The sequence below is a fragment of the Gilliamella sp. wkB108 genome, from assembly GCF_001690195.1.
Lineage (GTDB): Bacteria > Pseudomonadota > Gammaproteobacteria > Enterobacterales > Orbaceae > Gilliamella > Gilliamella apicola_L.
The window spans coordinates 18335-38031 of sequence record NZ_LZGM01000031.1; the positions used below are offsets into that span (position 1 = coordinate 18335).

A 19697-nucleotide genomic window follows, 5' to 3' on the forward strand; every position below is an offset into this window, starting at 1 on the left:
AGTCATTATTCCTTAGAAGTTTTTTTAGTCGAGTAGTAATCCATTGCCCAGCGAACAGAATTACGTTTAAACGGATCGGGATTAGCAGGTAGATTTTGCAGTCGATCATGCTCATCTTGTACCCATAAAAAAATACTATCAGCTAACGAAAAAAGGTTTACGCCATTGGCTCCGCGTAATTTAATGGCACGAATTAAACGACGACAAAACTCTTCATCTGTTTCACTAGCTTGAAGTTGCTCAAAATTGGGCTTAGATAAAAAGTTATGTTCACCACCTCGCACTTTTTCACTCAGTTGAGAAGCAAAGGAAGCATTGCTATTATTGGCTTTGGCATAAATTGCTACCGCCACAAACAGAGTTAAAGCCTGATGATGAACGGTGTTTTCCGCTAAACCATTATCTTTCGCGAAAAAGGCATCAGCTAAAATCCAGTAACCTTCCTGACACCTTACCTCATCCAGTGATGATGCACGGCGGAACTCTGCCCGTAACTTTAAACCATTGTAGATTTTGCCGTTAAATATGCATGACCGTTCTTGTAACAATGCAAACCATTCATTAATGCACTTTTTATGGCTCTCATTTAAAATGATCTGCTTTTTGATAAAATCATCTGACATGTTATTCTCCATATTTGCAAGCAATACTACTGGGTAATTTTTTATCTTTTTAACTTGTTTAAGTTTATTAAAATCAGTGTGTAACTTCTCCCTAGCGCTAATTTTAATTTCTGCAATTATTCGCTCATCTGGATTAGCAAAAGCGTTTTTATCAAAAGTTTGCGTAATATAATTACGTAAACTATTAGCCCAAGCAGATAAACAAGTTAACCGACCATTAGCATTATCTTTTTCCTCAATAAGTTGATTTACAAATTGATAGAATGCGGGTTCTGTCTCTTGCCAGTAGGCCATATCCACCGCGCTTGATTGTCGATTTATTGCACTCATGGCTTCGCGTAATAGCGTTAAGGCTTCTTTAGCCAGTGCTAACGACAGTGAAATGAGATCTTCTAAATCACTGTCAGGCTCAGCTAAAGCAGGAATAACAGGAAAAGCGTGTTCATACCAGCAACGAGCCTTCATATTGTCAAAATCGTAACCAAAACACCATAATCCATATTTTTCGGTTGATTTAAACCTACGATGATAATGTGCGCTAACAATTTCTGCCGATTGAGTATCATTAGTGTTTATTACCATACCCAACCAATCGCGGTAGGCTAACCCTCCCGGTTGCCCTTTAATGGGTATTGATGCCCCTGTTTTATTATCTTTTCGATAAGGGGTTAAGGGGTGTATCCAGTTTTGATATTGAATACCATAATTTTTAGTTTGATACTGCTTGATAAGTTGCGATGAGGTTTCACCACATAAATCACACGCTCCTTGCTCGGTATGCTCAAAATCAAGCTCAATTCGACGTGGCATACCCCAAAAAGCTTGGCAATAATTTGCCTGCAAAGGAAAAACGCTCAGATTTTTAGGCGGTTCACTGGTTTGGGTCGGTGCTAACCACGGGAAAACCGATTCATCAAATTTAGACGGTCTCTCTTTTTTGTCGAGTGGCATAACATTTAACCAGAGCTTTTTCCATAATGGTGTTGCGGTATTTAATGCTGGCATAATTAAGGTCGTGATAGGTCCACCACCACGCAAACTCACACGATGCCCTTGCCCACCAGAGGGAGCATTTGTTTGTAAGGTAAATAAGCTAATTACCGCACAATGGGGACAGATAGCTTTAACAAAATCACGTTTGATAAAGTGATCGGTATTTTTCTTTATGGCATTTTCCCCCGGTGCTTCTACCAATAAGGCGGATATGGCAACGGTATTACCGTTTAATTTAGCAAAATCTTGCATAAAAGCCGGTTTAGTTGCACCAAATTGCATTGCTACTTGGGCTTGAGTAAATGCCTTATCTAATTCAGATTGTTCAATGCCTTCTCGCCAATACTCCTGCCATTGGTCGAGATCTTCCGGAGAAAAGGTGGTTTGCAATAAACCGATAAGAAACTGGTAGGCGGCGCCTTGAAAATCTGAGCGAAAGTAAGCGATATCAGAAATCGTTTCATCAATAAGCTCACTGGGTTTAATCTTGCTGTGGTGACCATCAAAATGAATAACGGGGATCCATTTTTCATCTAAAAGAGATAAAGAAGACAACATAACCCTCCTTATAATATCTAAGCGGAAGCATACTTAGTTCCGCTTATCGATTCAATTATAAAAATAGATTTTTATAATATCTGTTTATTGACTTCGAAACTTAGCAGAACAGATCGAATTTCTTTTTCGTCTATTTTATGTTTTATTTCAAAACTCCATTTTTTGGATTGATAGTGATTTGAATCCTGCATCACCATTTTTGGTTTTAACAAATATTTAACAATATTCACTATTAACCTCCTAAGGTATAGTACGTAAATTATTTATTGAAAATATTAGCAATGCAGGTATACTTAGGTTGTCACGCCGTGGTTATAACATGCAAAGCTAATACATTTAGTTAGTGTGTTCTAACTACGAAATAATGTATCATGACTTAATTATACAACGCAAGAAAAATATGAAGTATATAGATAATATTATAATATGATATTTCAATATACTTAATTGTTCCCTATTTTAATAGGGATAAACCATATATAGATAAAATTAATAATTGTTCCCCACACTAGTGGGGTTTTTCCTTAAGAATCAAACTAGTTAAGCAAATTTTTTTAATTCTGGCTATAATTTATTGGCAAAATTGAGATCTCTGTTGTATTTTTTACACTTCCTTACAAATAGCTTATCGTCATCTATTTATATGATTTTTTACTTTAGAAAAATTGAATTCCCCCTATGACGCACATAATGCGAAGCCTTAAGCGATTAAAACTCGATATGATTAGCCACTTTAATTTAGCGACATCAAGCTGGTTTACCACTATAATTACGAGCTTAAGATAAATCATTAAAAGTAGATTTAATTGCACATAGTTTATAGGCAACATTGAGAGATTTATGAATCGAGAAAATAACGATAACTATTTAGTCAATCATCATCAGGATAGCGGTAATGATGTTAGTCCTCTTCAATCAGAAACAAAGCGTCCATTGCTGTATTCAATCATCCATAAATTAGTCCCTTTTTCAATGCTGTGGGTAAGTTTGGTATTAATGTATGGGGTGGTTTGTATGTATACCAATGCCATGGGGCAAGATGAGTTTTACCGTTTTATCTTCTTTTTACGTCATCCCGTTGTGGTGGCATTAAATGTCTTAGCGTTATTCGCTGCCCTATTACACAGCATGATATGGTTTAACTTGCTTCCACAAAAATTGTCTTTAACGTCAGGTCATAAAAGCGTATTCAGCTATTTATTTACGCTTTGTTTGTGGGTTGTGACCCTAGCCATTTCGATTTTTTTAGTTTTATTTGTCTTAAAATAAGTGATATTTGCATAATGAAAAATAAACCAACACCCAATAAACAAAAAAATAGCCTGGTTGCCAAGGGATTATTTAGTTTAAGTGCAACGTGGGCAGCTATTTTTTCACCGGTCGTCATTGTGATTATGGCCTATATCATTCCATTTGGAAATGCTTCAACCCGTTCATACATTCTTAAATTAATGAGTAGCGACTTTGGTCGGATCTTCTTATTTTTGATGATCTCATTGCCTATCTGGTATGGCTTAAAACAGATTTTAGTTATCTTACATGAATTTAACATCTATCCTAAACGTGAAAAGTTACTTACTTACGGATTGGCTTTAGCTTGGACAGCACATACTATCTATATCTTGTTTGTTCGGGTCTAAATTGAACATCGCTAATAAATATCATCAATAGCGTTATAACGGTTATAACGCTATTTTTATAAGAAGATTAATAGTAGGTTAGCTCTCTGACAATATCGGTATGTTTATTCGGCTGATCCTTTCTAATTTTACTCGCTGTAAGCCAATCTTGCTTATCATTAAAGCTTAAAAACTGCGTGATATATTCAGTTTTATCTTTATCACCAAATAGATTAGTCGTATAGATAGTACTTAAATGTTTGTTATCATCATATTGGTAGGAAAAACGAGTATCACTTTTAGTCTTATTACTAAAATCATACAAGACATGAGCTAATTGCTCATCTTTATATTCGAAAGTATGTACTGAGGAGCCTTCTTGGTTAACGCCGGTCAATTTACCTTTTTCATCGGTTTCTTTAAGTTTCCATTTTACATTTTTACTGATTAGACAATTATTATCATCATATTGATAATTATCCGTTTCAATAAAGATGAAATCTAACGCCTTTTTAAGTTGTTGAGATTTGATAATTCTGCCTTGTTCATCGGCATTAAATTCTATTACGCTGGTGGTTTTATCTTCTGCATCTTCAATGATATTCTCCCAACCTAATTTGGTTTTATGAAGATATTCAGAATAAACGCGTTTATTTTGCTCAAAATAAAAATCATATTTGCTTTGTGTGATTTGTCCGTTTTGATCATACTCAATAACATGCGTAGTTGATACTATTGGCGTATTATTATCATCTTTGGTGATTGCCGTTCGGGTCTCTTTTTTAATATTATCGACCGGTGAGTCAATATAGTTGAGTATTTGAAAGATATAATTATTGGATGAAACAATATTTTGGCTTGCATCCCCACCACAGTTTAACGCCATAACATTGCATGATAACAATGACAAACATGGCGCTAATATTATCGATAATATTCGTTTTTGCATAATTGACCTGCTAAGTAGATTGATATATATACTTGTAAAAAATAACTCATTTACTGTGCTAGTGTGTTAATAAATTAATAAAATTATAACGATAGTGTTTTTATTCCTTGCGCATTAACAAAGCATCTTCCCAATTGACCTTTTTCACCTCTTTATGATCCTCTTTTGCATCCATTTGATCTATCTTATCCTGATAGACCAACGTCTTAGTGGTAACCTTTGGTCGAGGAGGTTTATCCAAAAATGAAAGTAGCGTTCTGGTATATTCATTTTCAGGTGAATAAAAGATCTGCTCTCGCGAACCTTGCTCTATAATTTTACCATCTTTCATCACCACAACTTTGTGACACATGGAGTAAATCACCGACAAATCATGACTAATAAAAAGATAGCTTAGTTGATGCTTTTCTTGCAATGATTTAAGCAAATTAATTATTTGTCGTTGAATAGTGTGATCAAGTGATGAAGTTGGCTCATCTAATATAAGTAATTCAGGTTGTAAAATTAATGCTCTGGCAATAGCTATACGTTGGCGTTGCCCGCCAGAAAACTCACTAGGATAACGAAAACGCATATCCGGATCGAGTCCGACTTCTAACATAATATCGATAACCGCTTGTTCGCGATCAGATTTATTCATCTTATTATGTACACTTAGCCCTTCACTAATGATCTGCTCAATATTGAAACGAGGATTGAGCGAAGAAAATGGATCTTGAAAGACCACCTGCATATAACTTCGAAATGGTAATAACGCTTTACCTTTTAAATCTTGTATAGAATAGCTATCAAATAAAATATCACCTTGTGACTTAATTAAACGCAATATAGCTAATGCTGTGGTACTTTTACCGGAACCTGATTCACCGACAATACCAACGGTTTCGCCTTGATGTACTGCAAAACCAATATTATCGACAATCTTCTTTTTCAGGCTGCTAAAAAGTCGTTTTTTGGTGGTTACCTCAACTTCAAGATGATTAACATTGAGTAATATTCCCGGATTTTCAGGAAGAGGCACCGGTTCTCCATTAGGTTCTGAATTTAATAATGTCTGGGTATATTCATTTTCAGGACGCAAAAAGATACGTTGTTTATTATTACACTCAACGATTTGACCTTGTTGCATAACAGCCACTTTATCCGCCAGTTTTTTAACAATCCCTAAGTTATGCGAAATAAATAACATACTCATATTAAGTTCATTTTTTAACTCTTTGAGAAGTTGAATTATTTGCGCTTGCACTGAAACATCTAAAGCGGTTGTTGGTTCATCAGCTATCAATAATTTAGGGTGAGTCAAAATAGCCATCGCTATCATAACTCGTTGCCTTTCACCCCCTGAAAGTTGATGCGGATAAGCGGATAATTTATTTTCGGGTTGTTTAATTCCCACACGGTCAAGATATTGCAAAATTTCACTACGAGCAGCATTTCGTCGCATTCCTCTATGGAGTGATAAAACCTCATAAAGTTGCTTTTCAACGGTATGTAACGGGTTAAGTGATACCATTGGCTCTTGAAAAATCATGCTAATTTGATTGCCTCGCACTTCACGCAGCTCTTTTTCCGAAGCGTGTAGCAATGATTTTTCTTCAAAAAGAATATCACCGGTTGGATAAATAACCTGTTCTTTTCTCAATAAGCGCAAAATAGAAAGAGCGGTCACACTTTTGCCTGAACCTGACTCACCAACCAAAGCAAGGGTTTCTTGTTCATGAATATCAAAGCTGATATTGCTCACTACTTGTGATTGTGTTTGGTTACTGTTTATAAAAGCTATACTTAAATCCTGCACGGACAATAAAGGAGAACTCATCGATACACTCCTTTGTTAGGATCAAACGCATCTCTTACTGCTTCACCAATAAAAATCAGAAGTGATAGTAAAGTTGCAATAATTAAAAATGAACTGATACCAAGCCATGGTGCTTGTAAATTATTTTTACCTTGCAATAGCAGACGACCGAGAGAAGGTGAATCAATTGGCAATCCATAACCTAAAAAGTCCAGTGAAGTCAGTGTGGTAATCGAACCACATAAGATAAATGGTAAAAAGGTTAATGTTGCAACCATTGCATTAGGCAACATGTGATGAAACATTATTTTGCTATCGCTCACACCCATCGCTCTTGCTGCGCGAATATAGTCAAAGTTCCGAGTACGCAAAAATTCGGCACGAACAATCCCGACTAATGCCATCCAACCAAATAAAACAGTGATCCCAAGTAACCACCAAAAATTAAGCGGTAAAATACTCGCCAGTAAAATGATAATAAATAATACCGGAAGACCGCTCCAAATTTCTATAAATCGTTGCCCGATTAAATCGACTTTGCCACCATAATACCCCTGAATCGCTCCAACTATTACGCCAATAATTGAGGTAATAATAGTGAGAAAAATGGCGAAGAACATTGAGATACGAAAGCCATATAAAATGTTGGCTAATACATCAAAACCAGCATCGGTTGTACCTAACCAGTGTGCTTTTGACGGTGGTGTGGGAAACGTGTTTTCAGTGTCATAAATCAAGGTATTATAACTATAACGAAATGGCGCCCATAAAATCCAACCATTGGCCTCTATTCTATTTTGTACGGTAGGATCTAAGTAATTAGTTTGTGTTTCAAGTTGCCCACCAAATTCCGTTTCCGGATAAAAATGGAAAATCGGCGAATAATAGTTATTTTGATATTTAATAAATATCGGCCGATCATTAACGATAAAATCAGAAAATAAGCTAATCACAAAAAAGATTGAGAAAAGCCATAACGAGTAATAACCACGACGATTATGCTTAAATCGTTGCCAACGTTGCTGATTAATAGAGTAGTTTGTGGTCATCAGTTGCGTGCCTCAAAATCAATACGCGGATCAATTAACATATAAGATAAATCAGATAACAGTTTGGTAATAAGTCCAATGAGGGTAAATATATAAAGTGAACCAAAAATCACCGGATAGTCCCGTTGAATAATGGCTTCATAACCGAGTAACCCTATGCCATTGAGCGAAAAGATAATTTCAATAAGCAGTGAACCAGTAAATAAAATACCAATAAAAGTAGCCGGAAAACTTGAGATAATTAATAAAGTCGCATTACGAAACACATGTTTATATAAGATCTGCCGTTCGCTTAACCCTTTAGCTCTTGCAGTGGTAACATATTGTTTACGAACTTCATCTAAAAATGAGTTCTTAGTTAACATCGTCAGTGAAGCAAAACCACTCACAATCATGGCGATTGTCGGTAAGCAGATATGCCAGGCATAATCTTTTACCTTACCCCAAAAATCAAGCTGATCAAAATTATTGGAAATCAATCCGCGCAATGGGAAGATATCCCAATAACTACCACCAGCAAATAATACGATCAACAGTACGGCTAATAAAAAAGCGGGTATTGCATAACCAATAATAATAAGAGTGCTTGACCAAAAATCGAAAGCAGAGCCATCTTTAACCGCTTTGCGAATACCTAATGGGATCGAAATTAAATAGACAATTAAGGTACTCCAAAGCCCTAACGAAATGGAAACAGGTAGACATTTGGCAATTAAACCAAGAACCGATTCACTCTTAAAAAAACTACTTCCAAAATCAAATAGGATAAACTGTTTTAATGTGTCTAAATAACGTTCAAAAATCGGTTTATCAAATCCGTATTGTTTTTCAATCATGGCCACTAGTTGCGGATCGAGTCCTCGTGAACCACGATATTTTGATTCATTTTTATATGCTTGCAATTGAGCGGTGGCATTATCCCCACCCGGTAACAATGCTTGCCCAGCTTGCGGACCATTTTCTATCATGGCTAGCGCTTGATCCACCGGACCGCCGGGCGCAATTTGCACAATAAAAAAGTTGATCGTTAAAATCACCAGCAGTGTTGGAATAATGAGCAATAATCGACGAATAATGTAATTTAGCATATTAATGTTTCCGATTCTTTGATAAGCCTGCAGCTTTATCTGCATCGTACCACCAACTATCCACGCCAATAGCGTAAGTTGGTTTTATAGTTGGTTGCCCAAATTTATTCCAGTAAGCATAGTAGGTTTTACTGTTATACCACATTGGTATCATTGGGTATTCATGGGTTAAAATTCGATCTAATGCTCGCCCAAGTGAAATTAACTCTTGTTGATTATCTACATTCTTAGCAATTTCGGCAATGATAGAATCAATCGCCTGATTATGTAATCCAGATCCATTCCACGTAGAATTAAGATATTCACTGCCCCAAAGGATCATCAGATCAGATGACGGATAATTCACCGCACCATAATTACGTGGCATCATATCATAATCACGCTCACGTAGACGGCGGGTAATTTGTGCGTAATCAAGTGAAGTTATCTTCATTGTGATCCCTAATCGTGCTAGATTTTGCTGAAAAGGGATTGCATATTTAATATCATCACCAACATAAGTGAGTAATTCAAATTCAAACGGTTTTTCGGTTTTAGCATTAATAAGCACACCGTCTTTAATAATCCACCCTGCTTGTTCTAACAATGCCGCCGCTTTTAATAGATTGTCACGATTAAAACCTTGTGCATCACTTTTAGGTAAATGGTAAGCATCGCCAAAAGCACTTTCCGGAATAATATCTCTGAAAGGAATAAGCCATTTTAGTTCTTGCTCACTCGGTTCATCAATTGCTGCATAAATGGTATTTTCAAAAAAACTATAAGGTCTTTTATAACTGTTATAGTAAAAAGCATGATTTAACCAATCAAAATCAAAGGCTAACGTTAATGCTTCACGCACTTTAATATCTTTAAATAGATCTCTTTGTAAATTGAAAGCTAACCATTTACTATCTGTCGCCGTTTCGATTGGTTTTTCCTGTTTGATAATATCATTTGAATCAAAAGAGTAACCTTGATATTGTGTAAACCAGTTTTTGGGTTGACTTTCGCCACGAAAATCATATTCACCTGCTTTGAACGCTTCTAATGAAATACTGGTATCCATATAATATTCAATCCGTTTTTCATCGAAATTATATAGCCCTTTATTAATTGGTAAATCAGCTGCCCAATAATTGGGGTTTCGTTTGTAAACCACATACTGCCCCATTTTGTAATCACTAATAAAGTAAGGACCACTACCAATCGGCGGTGTACTTAGTGGCTCTGAAAAATCATGATCTTGCCAAAAATGTTTCGGAATAACCGGCAAACTACCGACAAAGGAGAGTAGTTTTTCGCGATCTGACGCTGGTAACTCAATCATCACTCGATGTGTATCTAACGCTTTAACCGTTATACCTTGATTAAAGACTCGATATTGAGGTACTCCTTCTGTCATTAATTTATGAAAAGTAAAAGCGACATCCTCAGCCGTAATCGGTTTATCATCCTGAAAACGGGCATTGGGATTGATAAGGACTTCAGCCCAACGATAAGAGTCTGAATAAGTCACCGAAGCAGCAATCAGCGGATAAAAACTGGTAATATCATCAGCGGAATTAGTAAATAGTGTGTCATACAGTGATGCCGAGTTCTTCTCCGGCGCACCACGACTAGCATAACGATTAAAATTGTCAAAAGTACCAATTTCAGCCAATTTAATAATCCCTCCTTTAGGAGCATTAGGATTAACATATTCAAGGTGCTGAAAATTATCCGGATATTTGGGTTTATCTAATAGTGAAAAAATGGTTTTATGAAAAATCTTTTCGTTGGGTGACTTTGGTTCGCTTTGATTAGGCGTATTTTCGCTTGATTGAATAGGTGAAGTCGCATCTATTTTTTCGCCTTGTGCAGTTGGTGATTGCACATTTTCATCAGCAAACGCAGGAAAAACAATTAAGCCACTAAGACAACTTAATATGAGTAATGTGTGTATTTTTTGTTTGATTTGACTAATCATCCAAAGTAAATTCCTATTTTAATCAAAAAATATGATGTATTTTCTAGTTATTTTGCTACTCAAATTCCCAATAATCCTTGAGGGCGAACATAATCTTGCATATTTTGCCAAACTTCAACCCAATGAGCAAAACCTAATTGATAAACTCATTTTTAAACGGTGATGATAACATCACTACTTATATTTATTTAGTAAAATTTAAGCAAATCAAATTAATATCTCGATTCACCCTTCAATATTTCACTATTTTTTTATAAAAAATGAACTTATTTTCTGTAAAGATGTTTCAGGTTAAACTAACGTTTAAGTATAAAACCACAGCAAATATCATGCATAAATACTACAATATCAGGACAAAATTTATCTTTCTTTTTTTACTAAACAGATTATATTAACGCCATTATAATCTTAAAAATCAAAAAATTCCCGATCTGAGTAGCTTTAAAAAAGAGAAATAAAAATGCTTGAAATTGTTCCTTATGAAACTCAATATCAATCCGCCTTTAAATCAATAAATGAACAGTGGATTAAAACTTATTTTGAAATGGAAGAATCTGATTATAAAGCATTAGATAATCCACAAGCGTATATCTTAAATACTGGTGGTCATATCTTTATTGCGCTATTAGATAATATTGCTGTCGGTAGCTGTGCGTTAATTAAAATGGATCATGATAGCTATGATTATGAACTCGCTAAAATGGCGGTCTCCCCTTCGGCACAAGGGAAAAAAATCGGTTTTCTTCTTGGAAAAACTGCATTAGACAAAGCAAAAGAGCTTGGCGCCCAAAAAATTTATTTAGAAAGTAACACTAAATTAAAACCGGCAATCGCTCTTTATCGGAAACTAGGGTTTCAAGAAATTACCGGGTATTCATCTCCTTATCAACGATGTGATATACAAATGGAGTGTATTTTGTAAAAACGATTTACCTGAAAAAAATTGATCCTAAAAAAGTAAGGGAGTTAAATTTTGCTGATAGAGCCGTTTTATCAATATTGGGGGAAATGTCGTCAAGGTGAGCAGGCAGATAGTTATCACCTACTTGCTTATCATAATTTAGATGTCGCTGCATGTGGTTATCAATTAGTTAAGCATAACTACTTTAATTCTGTAGAACTTTTTCAACAAATCGGCTTTCAACCCGATGAACAGGAAAAAGCGGCATTATGGTTTGCCTATTTCTTAGCTTGGCATGATATAGGTAAATTTGCCAACGCTTTTCAGCAACTTTTCAAACATAACTTGCCACAATTAGTCGCCGCTGATCCTAGCAAGCAATACCTTTCCAGACATGATTCACTTGGTTTTTGGTTATGGAGAAGTTTCCTGATTGAACAAAGGGAAATCTTACTTGATAATTATGATGAAAAAATTGACTCCACACTCGATACTTGGTTATTAATTATGACCGGACATCATGGCAAACCACCAGAATTACAAAATGTTTACGGTAAATCCGCTTTTACTCAACAAGATAAACAAGCATCATTAGCCTACCTTAAAGCTATAAATCAACTTTTTGTAGTTGAACATAAATTAGCACAATATCCACCTTTCTTTTTTGATAAAACTCCGCGCAAAAAATTCAAACAAGTGAGTTGGTTAATCGCGGCAATAACGGTAATGAGTGACTGGCTTGGCTCGAATGAACAATACTTCCCATTTTGCTCTCAAGTCATGCCATTATCGGAATATTGGCATAAACACGCCATACCTCAGGCTGAAAAAGCCATAGCAACGCTACCCAAAACATCACCGGTGATCCCATTTAAAGATATCGCAACCTTATTTCCCTTTATTGAAAAACCAACACCATTACAACAACATGCCTTATCTTGTCCGATTACCGATAAAGGCGCCGAGCTATTTATTTTAGAAGATGTCACCGGCGCGGGTAAAACCGAAGCATCCATGATTTTAGCTCACCGCCTCATGTCCGCGCAAAAAGCGCGCGGTATTTATATTGCTTTACCAACTATGGCAACAGCTAATGCGATTTATCAACGCATGGCAAGTGTTTATGGGCAGTTATATCAAGCAGATAGTCATCCTTCATTAGTATTAGCACATGGTGCAAGCTATATGAATCCACGCTTTAATCAATCGATACTAAACAAAGATAATAATAGCCAACAACAATATAAAAATGATGAACCCAGTATTATTGCCGAGTGTAATGAGTGGTTTGTTGATAGTCGAAAAAAATCGCTACTGGCTGAAGTGGGTGTTGGAACGCTTGATCAGGCGCTTATCGCCGTTTTACCGGTTAAACATCAATCGTTACGCTTATTAGGTTTACAACATAAATTACTCATTTTAGATGAGATCCATGCTTATGATAGTTACATGATCAAATTGCTAGAAATTCTATTAAATTATCATGCCATGCAAGGTGGTAGCGCTATTATTCTCACCGCAACATTACCTATTTTCTTACGTGAAAAATTACTTAATGCCTTTTATCAAGGATTAACAGCAAGTAATGATAGTTTAACAATCAATCAACAAGCGCCTTTTCCATTAATGACACAGCTTAATCATAATGGGCTGATTGAACAAGCTTTACCAACCCGGGAAGAAGTCAAACGACAAGTAAAAATTGATTGGATTGCCGATATTGATTCAGGCATCGATAAAATTAAACAAGCGATCCAACAAGGCAAAATCATTTGTTGGATCAAAAATAGTGTCCAAGATGCTATTGATTTATATCAGCAACTACGACTGAAATTAAATTTAGATACTGATAGTATTTTACTGTTTCATAGTCGTTTTGCATTTTGCGATCGCTTAGCGATTGAAGAAAAAACCTTACAGTGGGCAGGAAAAACCTCGAATTATGACATTCGTCACGGAAAAGTTATCATTGCAACACAGGTGATTGAACAATCATTAGATCTTGATTTTGACGAAATGATTAGTGATATAGCCCCTATTGATTTACTGATCCAACGAGCCGGACGCTTACAAAGACATGTTCGCGATCAGCAGGGAAATATCAAACCTTCTAATAAACAGGCTCCACCTAAAGATGATCGTGGTCAACCCGTGCTGACTATTTTAGCCCCAAACTGGCAAGATAATCCGAATGAAGATTGGCTACACAGCCCTATCTTTCGTAATACCAGTTATGTTTACTCCAATCATGCACTGCTATGGTTAACGCAACAAACACTTAAGCAACTAGGTTATATTAAAATGCCAGAAGATGCGCGGTTATTGATTGAATCGGTCTATAATCAAGAGATTGAACCGCCAAGTGGCTTACAATATAGTTTTTATGATGCAGAAGGAAAAAAACTCAGTCAAGCATCTATAGCTGAACAGAATACATTAAGCTTTGAAAACGGCTATTGCCGAGGAGTACATGATATATGGCAAAATAATATTGAGACATCAACTCGTTTAACCAATGATAATGTTGATATTTATCTCGCATATCTTGAACAAGATACGATTATGCCATATTCAACAAGTAGTGATTATGCTTGGGAACAAAGTCGTTTTACATTAAATAAACGAAAATGGTTAAAAGTCGAAGACAACATTCCACAACTTGACGAAAACCGTTTAGAAAAGCTCAGAAAACAGATTCACCGCCCTAATGCCATTATCATCTTAATCGAAAAAGACAAAGCAACACCATTTTACTCAAAAGAGCTAGGATTTTATGCCAATTAATTTGCCTTTTTTAATACCACACCAATCCGATATTTATGCTTAAAAAATAAGCTAAGAATTTGGTAGAATTTTAGTGCTAGCTATTTTAATTATAAAACAATAGGTTATAATTGGTCTGTTCCCTATATACGTAGGGATAAACCGATATTTTTTAATAAATCGATGTCGCCCTCATTCTGTTCCCTATATACGTAGGGATAAACCGTTAACCGAAAAATCATTAATTAAAACGTTATCCTGTTCCCTATATACGTAGGGATAAACCGTGTCAATAAAATGCCCCTCAAATGTCAATAAACTGTTCCCTATATATGTAGGGATAAACCGTGATCACTATCGGTGATGATATAAAAATTAGACTGTTCCCTATATGCGTAGGGATAAACCCTATACTGTAAAAACAATGATTAAAACAATGCTAGAGGGGCTGAAGGATAGTAACTTTTTTAAATCAAGCATTGAATAGCTTCGCTTTTTTGCAAGGGACTATTGATATACCCTACCTAAGATAGAGCTTTGCCACGCGGTAACACCAAGATAGGTGATAGGCGTGAAGCTTTGCATAAAATTGCCATTTACCATAATACTGACGGATCAATACCAGATGATCAGCTTGTCGTAATACCTAAAGATAAGGCGCTGGCAAATAATAAAAGTTGGATTATTTTTTACACGACTAATATGGTTGCTACTCCCCCAAAATTTAATGCGTGATTAGAGGTTACCACTTTATGCAATCGCCATTATAGAATTGATTCACTCATTGGTATTAAATACAAAATAACCGAGTATAACAACGTCTATCATATAACCTTGAGCATAACAAAACCTGTACCTCATTCATTGACAGAGCAAATGAATTTGTATTGGTGGAATGTTTGAAAAGGTTAAATTATTTTGCTATTTTGTCATTTTTAATGGCTAGGAAATAACAGATGAAAAAAATAATTGTTGTATTAGTATTATCGTTGATTGGGTTTAATGTATCAGCTAATAATAATGCAAAAAGATTAACAGAATCATTGATTAAAGATGATATATCAGCCTTTCTTGACGGTGGAGATGCAGCACTTGATAAAGAAATTCCTACGGTTTCAGCATCACAACTAATCAATGAATATAGTAACGATCAGTATCAATACGAAAAAACCTATGATAATGAAGTGGTTTATATTATAACCGTCGCTTCGGACGTAAAAACGGATTCAAGTGATAATGCCTACATTGTGGCAAATGGTAATAATCAAGATGAATATGTCTCTCTTGAGCTAAAAAATAAAGACGATGCGATAACTATCAATAAGGGTAATACAATTGAAATGATCTGCGTTGGTACAAAAAATAATGTTAAGTTTCCAACATTGAAAAATTGCCTAACTACTGATAAGTACTTCCAAAAATTCTTTAAAGCAATGATGACAGACATCAATAAATTAAAAAAGAACGATAAACCTCATAACGGTTTTGAAGCGTTATATTTAGGTTTTTGGGAGTTCGATATTAAACATCCCGGCACATTAGATAAATATGAAACTGTTTTTGAATTGTCAAAAAACACATCTGCTTTTAATGAAATAGTAAACATAGCGGAAAGCAAAACGTTTGATAGAAGCAAAAAGTTAATAATACCGAAACCATAATAAATCGGTAATCAACTAAAATCAAAACATAATCATAACGTTATGCTTAATAAAAATTCACTTTAATAAGGTTTAAATTATAAATATACAATCCGTTATTTATCCAAAAATTACATCTTTAAAAATCTTCTTTCGACCCTAACCCGCCTTGGCGGGTTTTTTATTACTAAGAGAAAAATAGACATAAACCGACTGTAAAAAATATTCAGGAGTATATACCGTTTGGTTTACTCGACACATCGGCATAAACCGCAATGAGTTAACGATATAAACCGGCTTTTAGCTCTGTTTTGCTATTCATATAGATATAAACCGACTGTAAAAAATATTCAGGAGTGTATACCGTTTGGTTTACTCGACACATCGTCATAAACCACTAAAATAGTTATGCTATAGCGCTTTTAAATTAAGATTCTGTTGTTATCAATAAGTTTTTTTAAAATTCAAAAAATATTATTTAAAAGAATGAGATATAAATCTCTAAAATTCAATGAAATATATAATTCACTCACTCAATTAAAGGAACTTTAACATTACCTTTATCTTCATAATAAATTGTTAAAAAATAAATAATTAATTGAAGTTATTAGTTTTAGTAATTACACAAAAAAAAGAGATAACTAATTAAAAAAATATTGACTACTTAAAAAAGCCACGTATTTTATTTATATAAATTAGGTTATCTTTAAAGTATAGTCAGTTAGTTATGTATTATTAATTTTGTTAAAACCTATGGGACAAGTTATACATGTAAAAGGACTAAGTTATGAGTATAATAGAGCAACTAACCAATAACCTTTCTGCACTTGCAGATAACTCACCACTCAATAATTATTCCCTTTCAATTGATAAACTTAACTCCACATCAGATATATCAGTATTATCACTTGAAGGCAAAGAAGAGTTAAATTATCCGTGGCGATATCTTGTTAACTTTACGAGTCAGAATAAACAAATTTCAATTGATTCAGTATTAAGCCAATCCGCCTCAATCACCTTTCATCCACGTAGTTTACCATTACATTTAACGCAAATAAGTTCACTTGATGTACTAGACAAACCCAGAACCATTTATGGTGTAATTACAGAGTTTAGTTTACTTTCAATAAGTGAAGATGAAGCCCATTATCAAATTTTGCTTGAACCTCGTGTTGGGCTACTAGCCAATAATCATCAAAGCGCAATTTTCCAAAATAAAAGTGTTGTTGACGTTGTTGAAGAAGTCCTGCGCAATCATGAGTTAACCGGTATAGATTTCAGGTTTGAGTTAAACAACACTTATCCCATACGAGAATTTATTACTCAATGGCAAGAAAGCGATTTAACATTTATTAAACGATTACTTGCCGACGTTGGTATCTGGTTTTATTTTGAAACCCACCCCAAACATCATTGTGACGTTATGGTGATAAGTGATTATGAGCAAGGATTTGAAAAAGCAGGCAGTATAATTATTAAGCAACCTAGCGGTTTAAATGATAATCATCGCCATAGTGTATGGGATTTACAATTTAATAGTAGAACTAAACCTAATCAGGTAAGTATTAACGATTACAACTACCGCATGGCTGATAGCAATCTTTTTACCACCAATAATAGCCAACAAAAAGACATCACGACACGCGGTAATGATTATCTCTATGAAGAACACCATAAAACACTCGGTGATATCGAAACTGTTGAAAGTGGTAAATGGTATGCACATATTCGCCACCAAAGGCACATTGCTGAACAGCTGTTTATTTATGGGGAGTGTAATGATTTTCAATTAGCACCAGGGCAACATCTTATTATTGAAGAGTGTCCAATTAAAGATATTAAAGATGGCATTATCATTATTTCGACCCACTGTCGAGCCGACCGAACCGAAGCTTATCATACACATTTCACCGCGATACCATTTGACATTCTAAAACCTTATCGCCCGGCAACATTACCATGGCCACAAATAAGTGGAACATTACCCGCTAGAGTGACCAGTCCGAATAATGATACTTATGGTTATATAGACACCCAAGGTCGTTATCGTATCAAATTCAATTTTGACCTAAAAAATTGGAAAAAAGGAGAGGAAAGTTTGTGGGTAAGGCTAGCAAAACCTTATGCCGGCAATACCTATGGTTTCCATTTTCCACTTTTGGATTCTACGGAAGTTGCGGTAGCATTCACCAATGGTGATCCTGATAGACCTTATATTTCACATGCTATGCATGATAGCTCTCATCCCGACCATGTAACAACAATAAATAAACATCGCAATGTAATTCGTACTCCCGCTAATAATAAGTTACGTATGGATGACAAGCGTGGGGAAGAACATATTAAACTCGCCACTGAATATGGTAAAACGCAACTTAATCTAGGTCACTTAGTTGATAATAGTAAAACGCAACGAGGTGAAGGTTTTGAATTGCGTACCGATCAATGGGGAGCAATACGAGCTGGTAAAGGAATTTATGTAACATCATATAAACGAGAAGGTAATCAAGGTGTAAAAAAAGCCAGTTTAGATGGTGATGAAACAGCAAGATTATTAAAAACTGGTTTAAGTGTATCCAAAAGATTATCTAAACGTTCTGAAAGCCACCGTTCAGGAAAATTAGAAGGCTCTGATAGTTATAATCTGTTTGTAAGCTACACAGTAACAGAAATCGATGATAACCTCTCATTTACAGAGCCAAGTATGGTTTTGTCAAGTCCTAAAGGCATAGCTTTAGCAACGCCTGACAGTATTTATCAATATGCTGAAAAAAATATCCTACTTACCAGTAAACATGATACTAATATTGCAGCTAATAACTCAGTCCATGTTAGCACAGGTAAAGATTACTCAGTTTTTGCTAAACAAGATATCAAGTTATTTAGTGGTGAAGCTAAAGTCCAATTACAGGCACATAATAGTGATATTGAAGTGATCGCCGATAAATCACTCAAAATAGTGAGTAATGACGATAAAATTGATATTAATGCTAAAAAAGAGATAACCATAGCTTGTGGTGGCGCTTATATTCGTCTTGCTAACGGCAATATTGAACTTTATGCACCTGGTATTATTAAACATGGCGCACAATCTTTTCCGTATTCAGGGCCACAAAAGATGCTACCAACGCTTTATTCTTTTCCTAAACAGCAACCCGAGTCTCCTTATCTTAAACAATTTATTTTAGTCGAGGAAGGTACCGACAAACCAATTATCAACCGAGAATATCAGATATTAAATAAAGATAAACAAATCATAGCTGAAGGCAAAACCGATGCGCAAGGGAAAACTCAAATGGTGTCATCTGGATATGAAGAGGCTGAAGTAACATTTAGGTATAAAAGGAATTAAAGATGGGAGCTTTCGATGGCCAAAATGTAATAATAGATATTATGGGTAAAACTTATAATAATCCAAATGATCATTATGATTATGGTATCTACACAAAAGTTAAAGACGGTGCCAGAAAATTAGACAATATTGTATTAAGCAGAATCTTTATTACAGTTAAATCAATTACTCAAATAGATCCTGGACATTATTGGATTGAAATTATTCATCAAGATGAGGACGAAACCGATGAATTTATGGAAAAGGCAAGAAAAGACCGATTAGCCGAAAAGGATCTGCCTAAGTTAAATGGAATATGTAAAAAAGCCAATGGTTTTCGTGAAAGTTATGGTTGGTATCCAGATGATGCTGTACTCTTCGGATCCGGATTAAGTAATTTTTTAAAAGGTAACGGTTTTTTAAATGGTGATTGTGAA

The 19697-nt window shown here is 35.1% G+C and carries 14 protein-coding genes and 1 CRISPR repeat array; of the genes, 8 read left to right on the forward strand and 6 right to left on the reverse strand.

Going from position 1 to position 19697, the window contains the following annotated elements:
* Window positions 1–5: 5 nt before the first annotated feature.
* Window positions 6–2174 (reverse strand): type I-E CRISPR-associated protein Cse1/CasA, encoded by a 2169-nt coding sequence (casA, locus tag A9G11_RS04045; protein WP_065618247.1) that lies wholly within the window; start codon window positions 2172–2174, stop codon window positions 6–8.
* A gap of 840 nt (window positions 2175–3014) precedes the next feature.
* Here casA and A9G11_RS04050 point away from each other — a divergent pair.
* Window positions 3015–3443 (forward strand): hypothetical protein, encoded by a 429-nt coding sequence (locus A9G11_RS04050; protein ID WP_065618248.1) that lies wholly within the window; start codon window positions 3015–3017, stop codon window positions 3441–3443.
* 14 nt (window positions 3444–3457) lie between these two features.
* Entirely contained in the window at window positions 3458–3814 is a 357-nt protein-coding gene (gene frdD, locus A9G11_RS04055) for a fumarate reductase subunit FrdD (RefSeq protein ID WP_065618249.1), read from the forward strand.
* Between the two features lie 67 nt (window positions 3815–3881).
* On the opposite strand, the gene A9G11_RS04060 is transcribed toward frdD, so the two are convergent.
* The 5 genes from A9G11_RS04060 to A9G11_RS04080 all read right to left on the reverse strand — a co-directional run bounded on the left by A9G11_RS04060 (window position 3882) and on the right by A9G11_RS04080 (window position 10625).
* Window positions 3882–4742: a hypothetical protein gene (locus A9G11_RS04060; RefSeq protein ID WP_065618250.1), complete on the reverse strand. Its 861-nt coding sequence runs from the start codon at window positions 4740–4742 to the stop codon at window positions 3882–3884.
* 100 nt (window positions 4743–4842) lie between these two features.
* Window positions 4843–6561, reverse strand: coding sequence for a microcin C ABC transporter ATP-binding protein YejF (gene yejF, locus A9G11_RS04065; protein WP_065618251.1), 1719 nt, complete (start codon window positions 6559–6561; stop codon window positions 4843–4845).
* On the reverse strand, window positions 6558–7589 hold the full coding sequence (locus A9G11_RS04070; RefSeq protein ID WP_065618252.1) for an ABC transporter permease: 1032 nt from the start codon (window positions 7587–7589) through the stop codon (window positions 6558–6560). The genes yejF and A9G11_RS04070 overlap by 4 nt, the downstream gene beginning before the upstream one ends.
* A complete protein-coding gene (locus A9G11_RS04075) occupies window positions 7589–8677 on the reverse strand; it encodes a microcin C ABC transporter permease YejB (protein ID WP_065618253.1) in 1089 nt (362 codons plus the stop codon). Before A9G11_RS04075 ends, A9G11_RS04070 begins: the two co-directional genes overlap by 1 nt.
* 1 nt (window position 8678) lies before the next feature.
* The gene (locus A9G11_RS04080) at window positions 8679–10625 is read right to left on the reverse strand and encodes an extracellular solute-binding protein (protein ID WP_081298409.1); all 1947 of its coding nucleotides are present in this window, start codon (window positions 10623–10625) and stop codon (window positions 8679–8681) included.
* A 460-nt stretch (window positions 10626–11085) separates the two neighbouring features.
* Here A9G11_RS04080 and A9G11_RS04085 point away from each other — a divergent pair, with 460 nt between their 5' ends.
* The 6 genes from A9G11_RS04085 to A9G11_RS04110 form a co-directional block, all read left to right on the forward strand.
* Window positions 11086–11547 (forward strand): GNAT family N-acetyltransferase, encoded by a 462-nt coding sequence (locus A9G11_RS04085; protein WP_065618254.1) that lies wholly within the window; start codon window positions 11086–11088, stop codon window positions 11545–11547.
* Window positions 11548–11598: 51 nt separating this feature from the next.
* Window positions 11599–14310 (forward strand): CRISPR-associated helicase Cas3', encoded by a 2712-nt coding sequence (gene cas3 / locus A9G11_RS04090; RefSeq protein WP_218056036.1) that lies wholly within the window; start codon window positions 11599–11601, stop codon window positions 14308–14310.
* 115 nt (window positions 14311–14425) lie between these two features.
* Window positions 14426–14699: direct repeats of the CRISPR family, unit length 30 nt; unit sequence CTGTTCCCTATATACGTAGGGATAAACCGT.
* 127 nt (window positions 14700–14826) lie between these two features.
* Window positions 14827–15024 carry a hypothetical protein gene (locus A9G11_RS04095; protein WP_065618256.1) on the forward strand — a complete coding sequence of 66 codons (198 nt, stop codon included), beginning with the start codon at window positions 14827–14829 and terminating at the stop codon, window positions 15022–15024.
* Between the two features lie 221 nt (window positions 15025–15245).
* A complete protein-coding gene (locus tag A9G11_RS04100) occupies window positions 15246–15950 on the forward strand; it encodes an OB-fold protein (RefSeq protein WP_065618257.1) in 705 nt (234 codons plus the stop codon).
* Window positions 15951–16716: 766 nt separating this feature from the next.
* On the forward strand, window positions 16717–19281 hold the full coding sequence (locus tag A9G11_RS04105; RefSeq protein WP_081298410.1) for a type VI secretion system Vgr family protein: 2565 nt from the start codon (window positions 16717–16719) through the stop codon (window positions 19279–19281).
* A 2-nt stretch (window positions 19282–19283) separates the two neighbouring features.
* On the forward strand, window positions 19284–19697 hold a 414-nt coding region (locus A9G11_RS04110; protein ID WP_141674341.1), incomplete at its 3' end, for a hypothetical protein.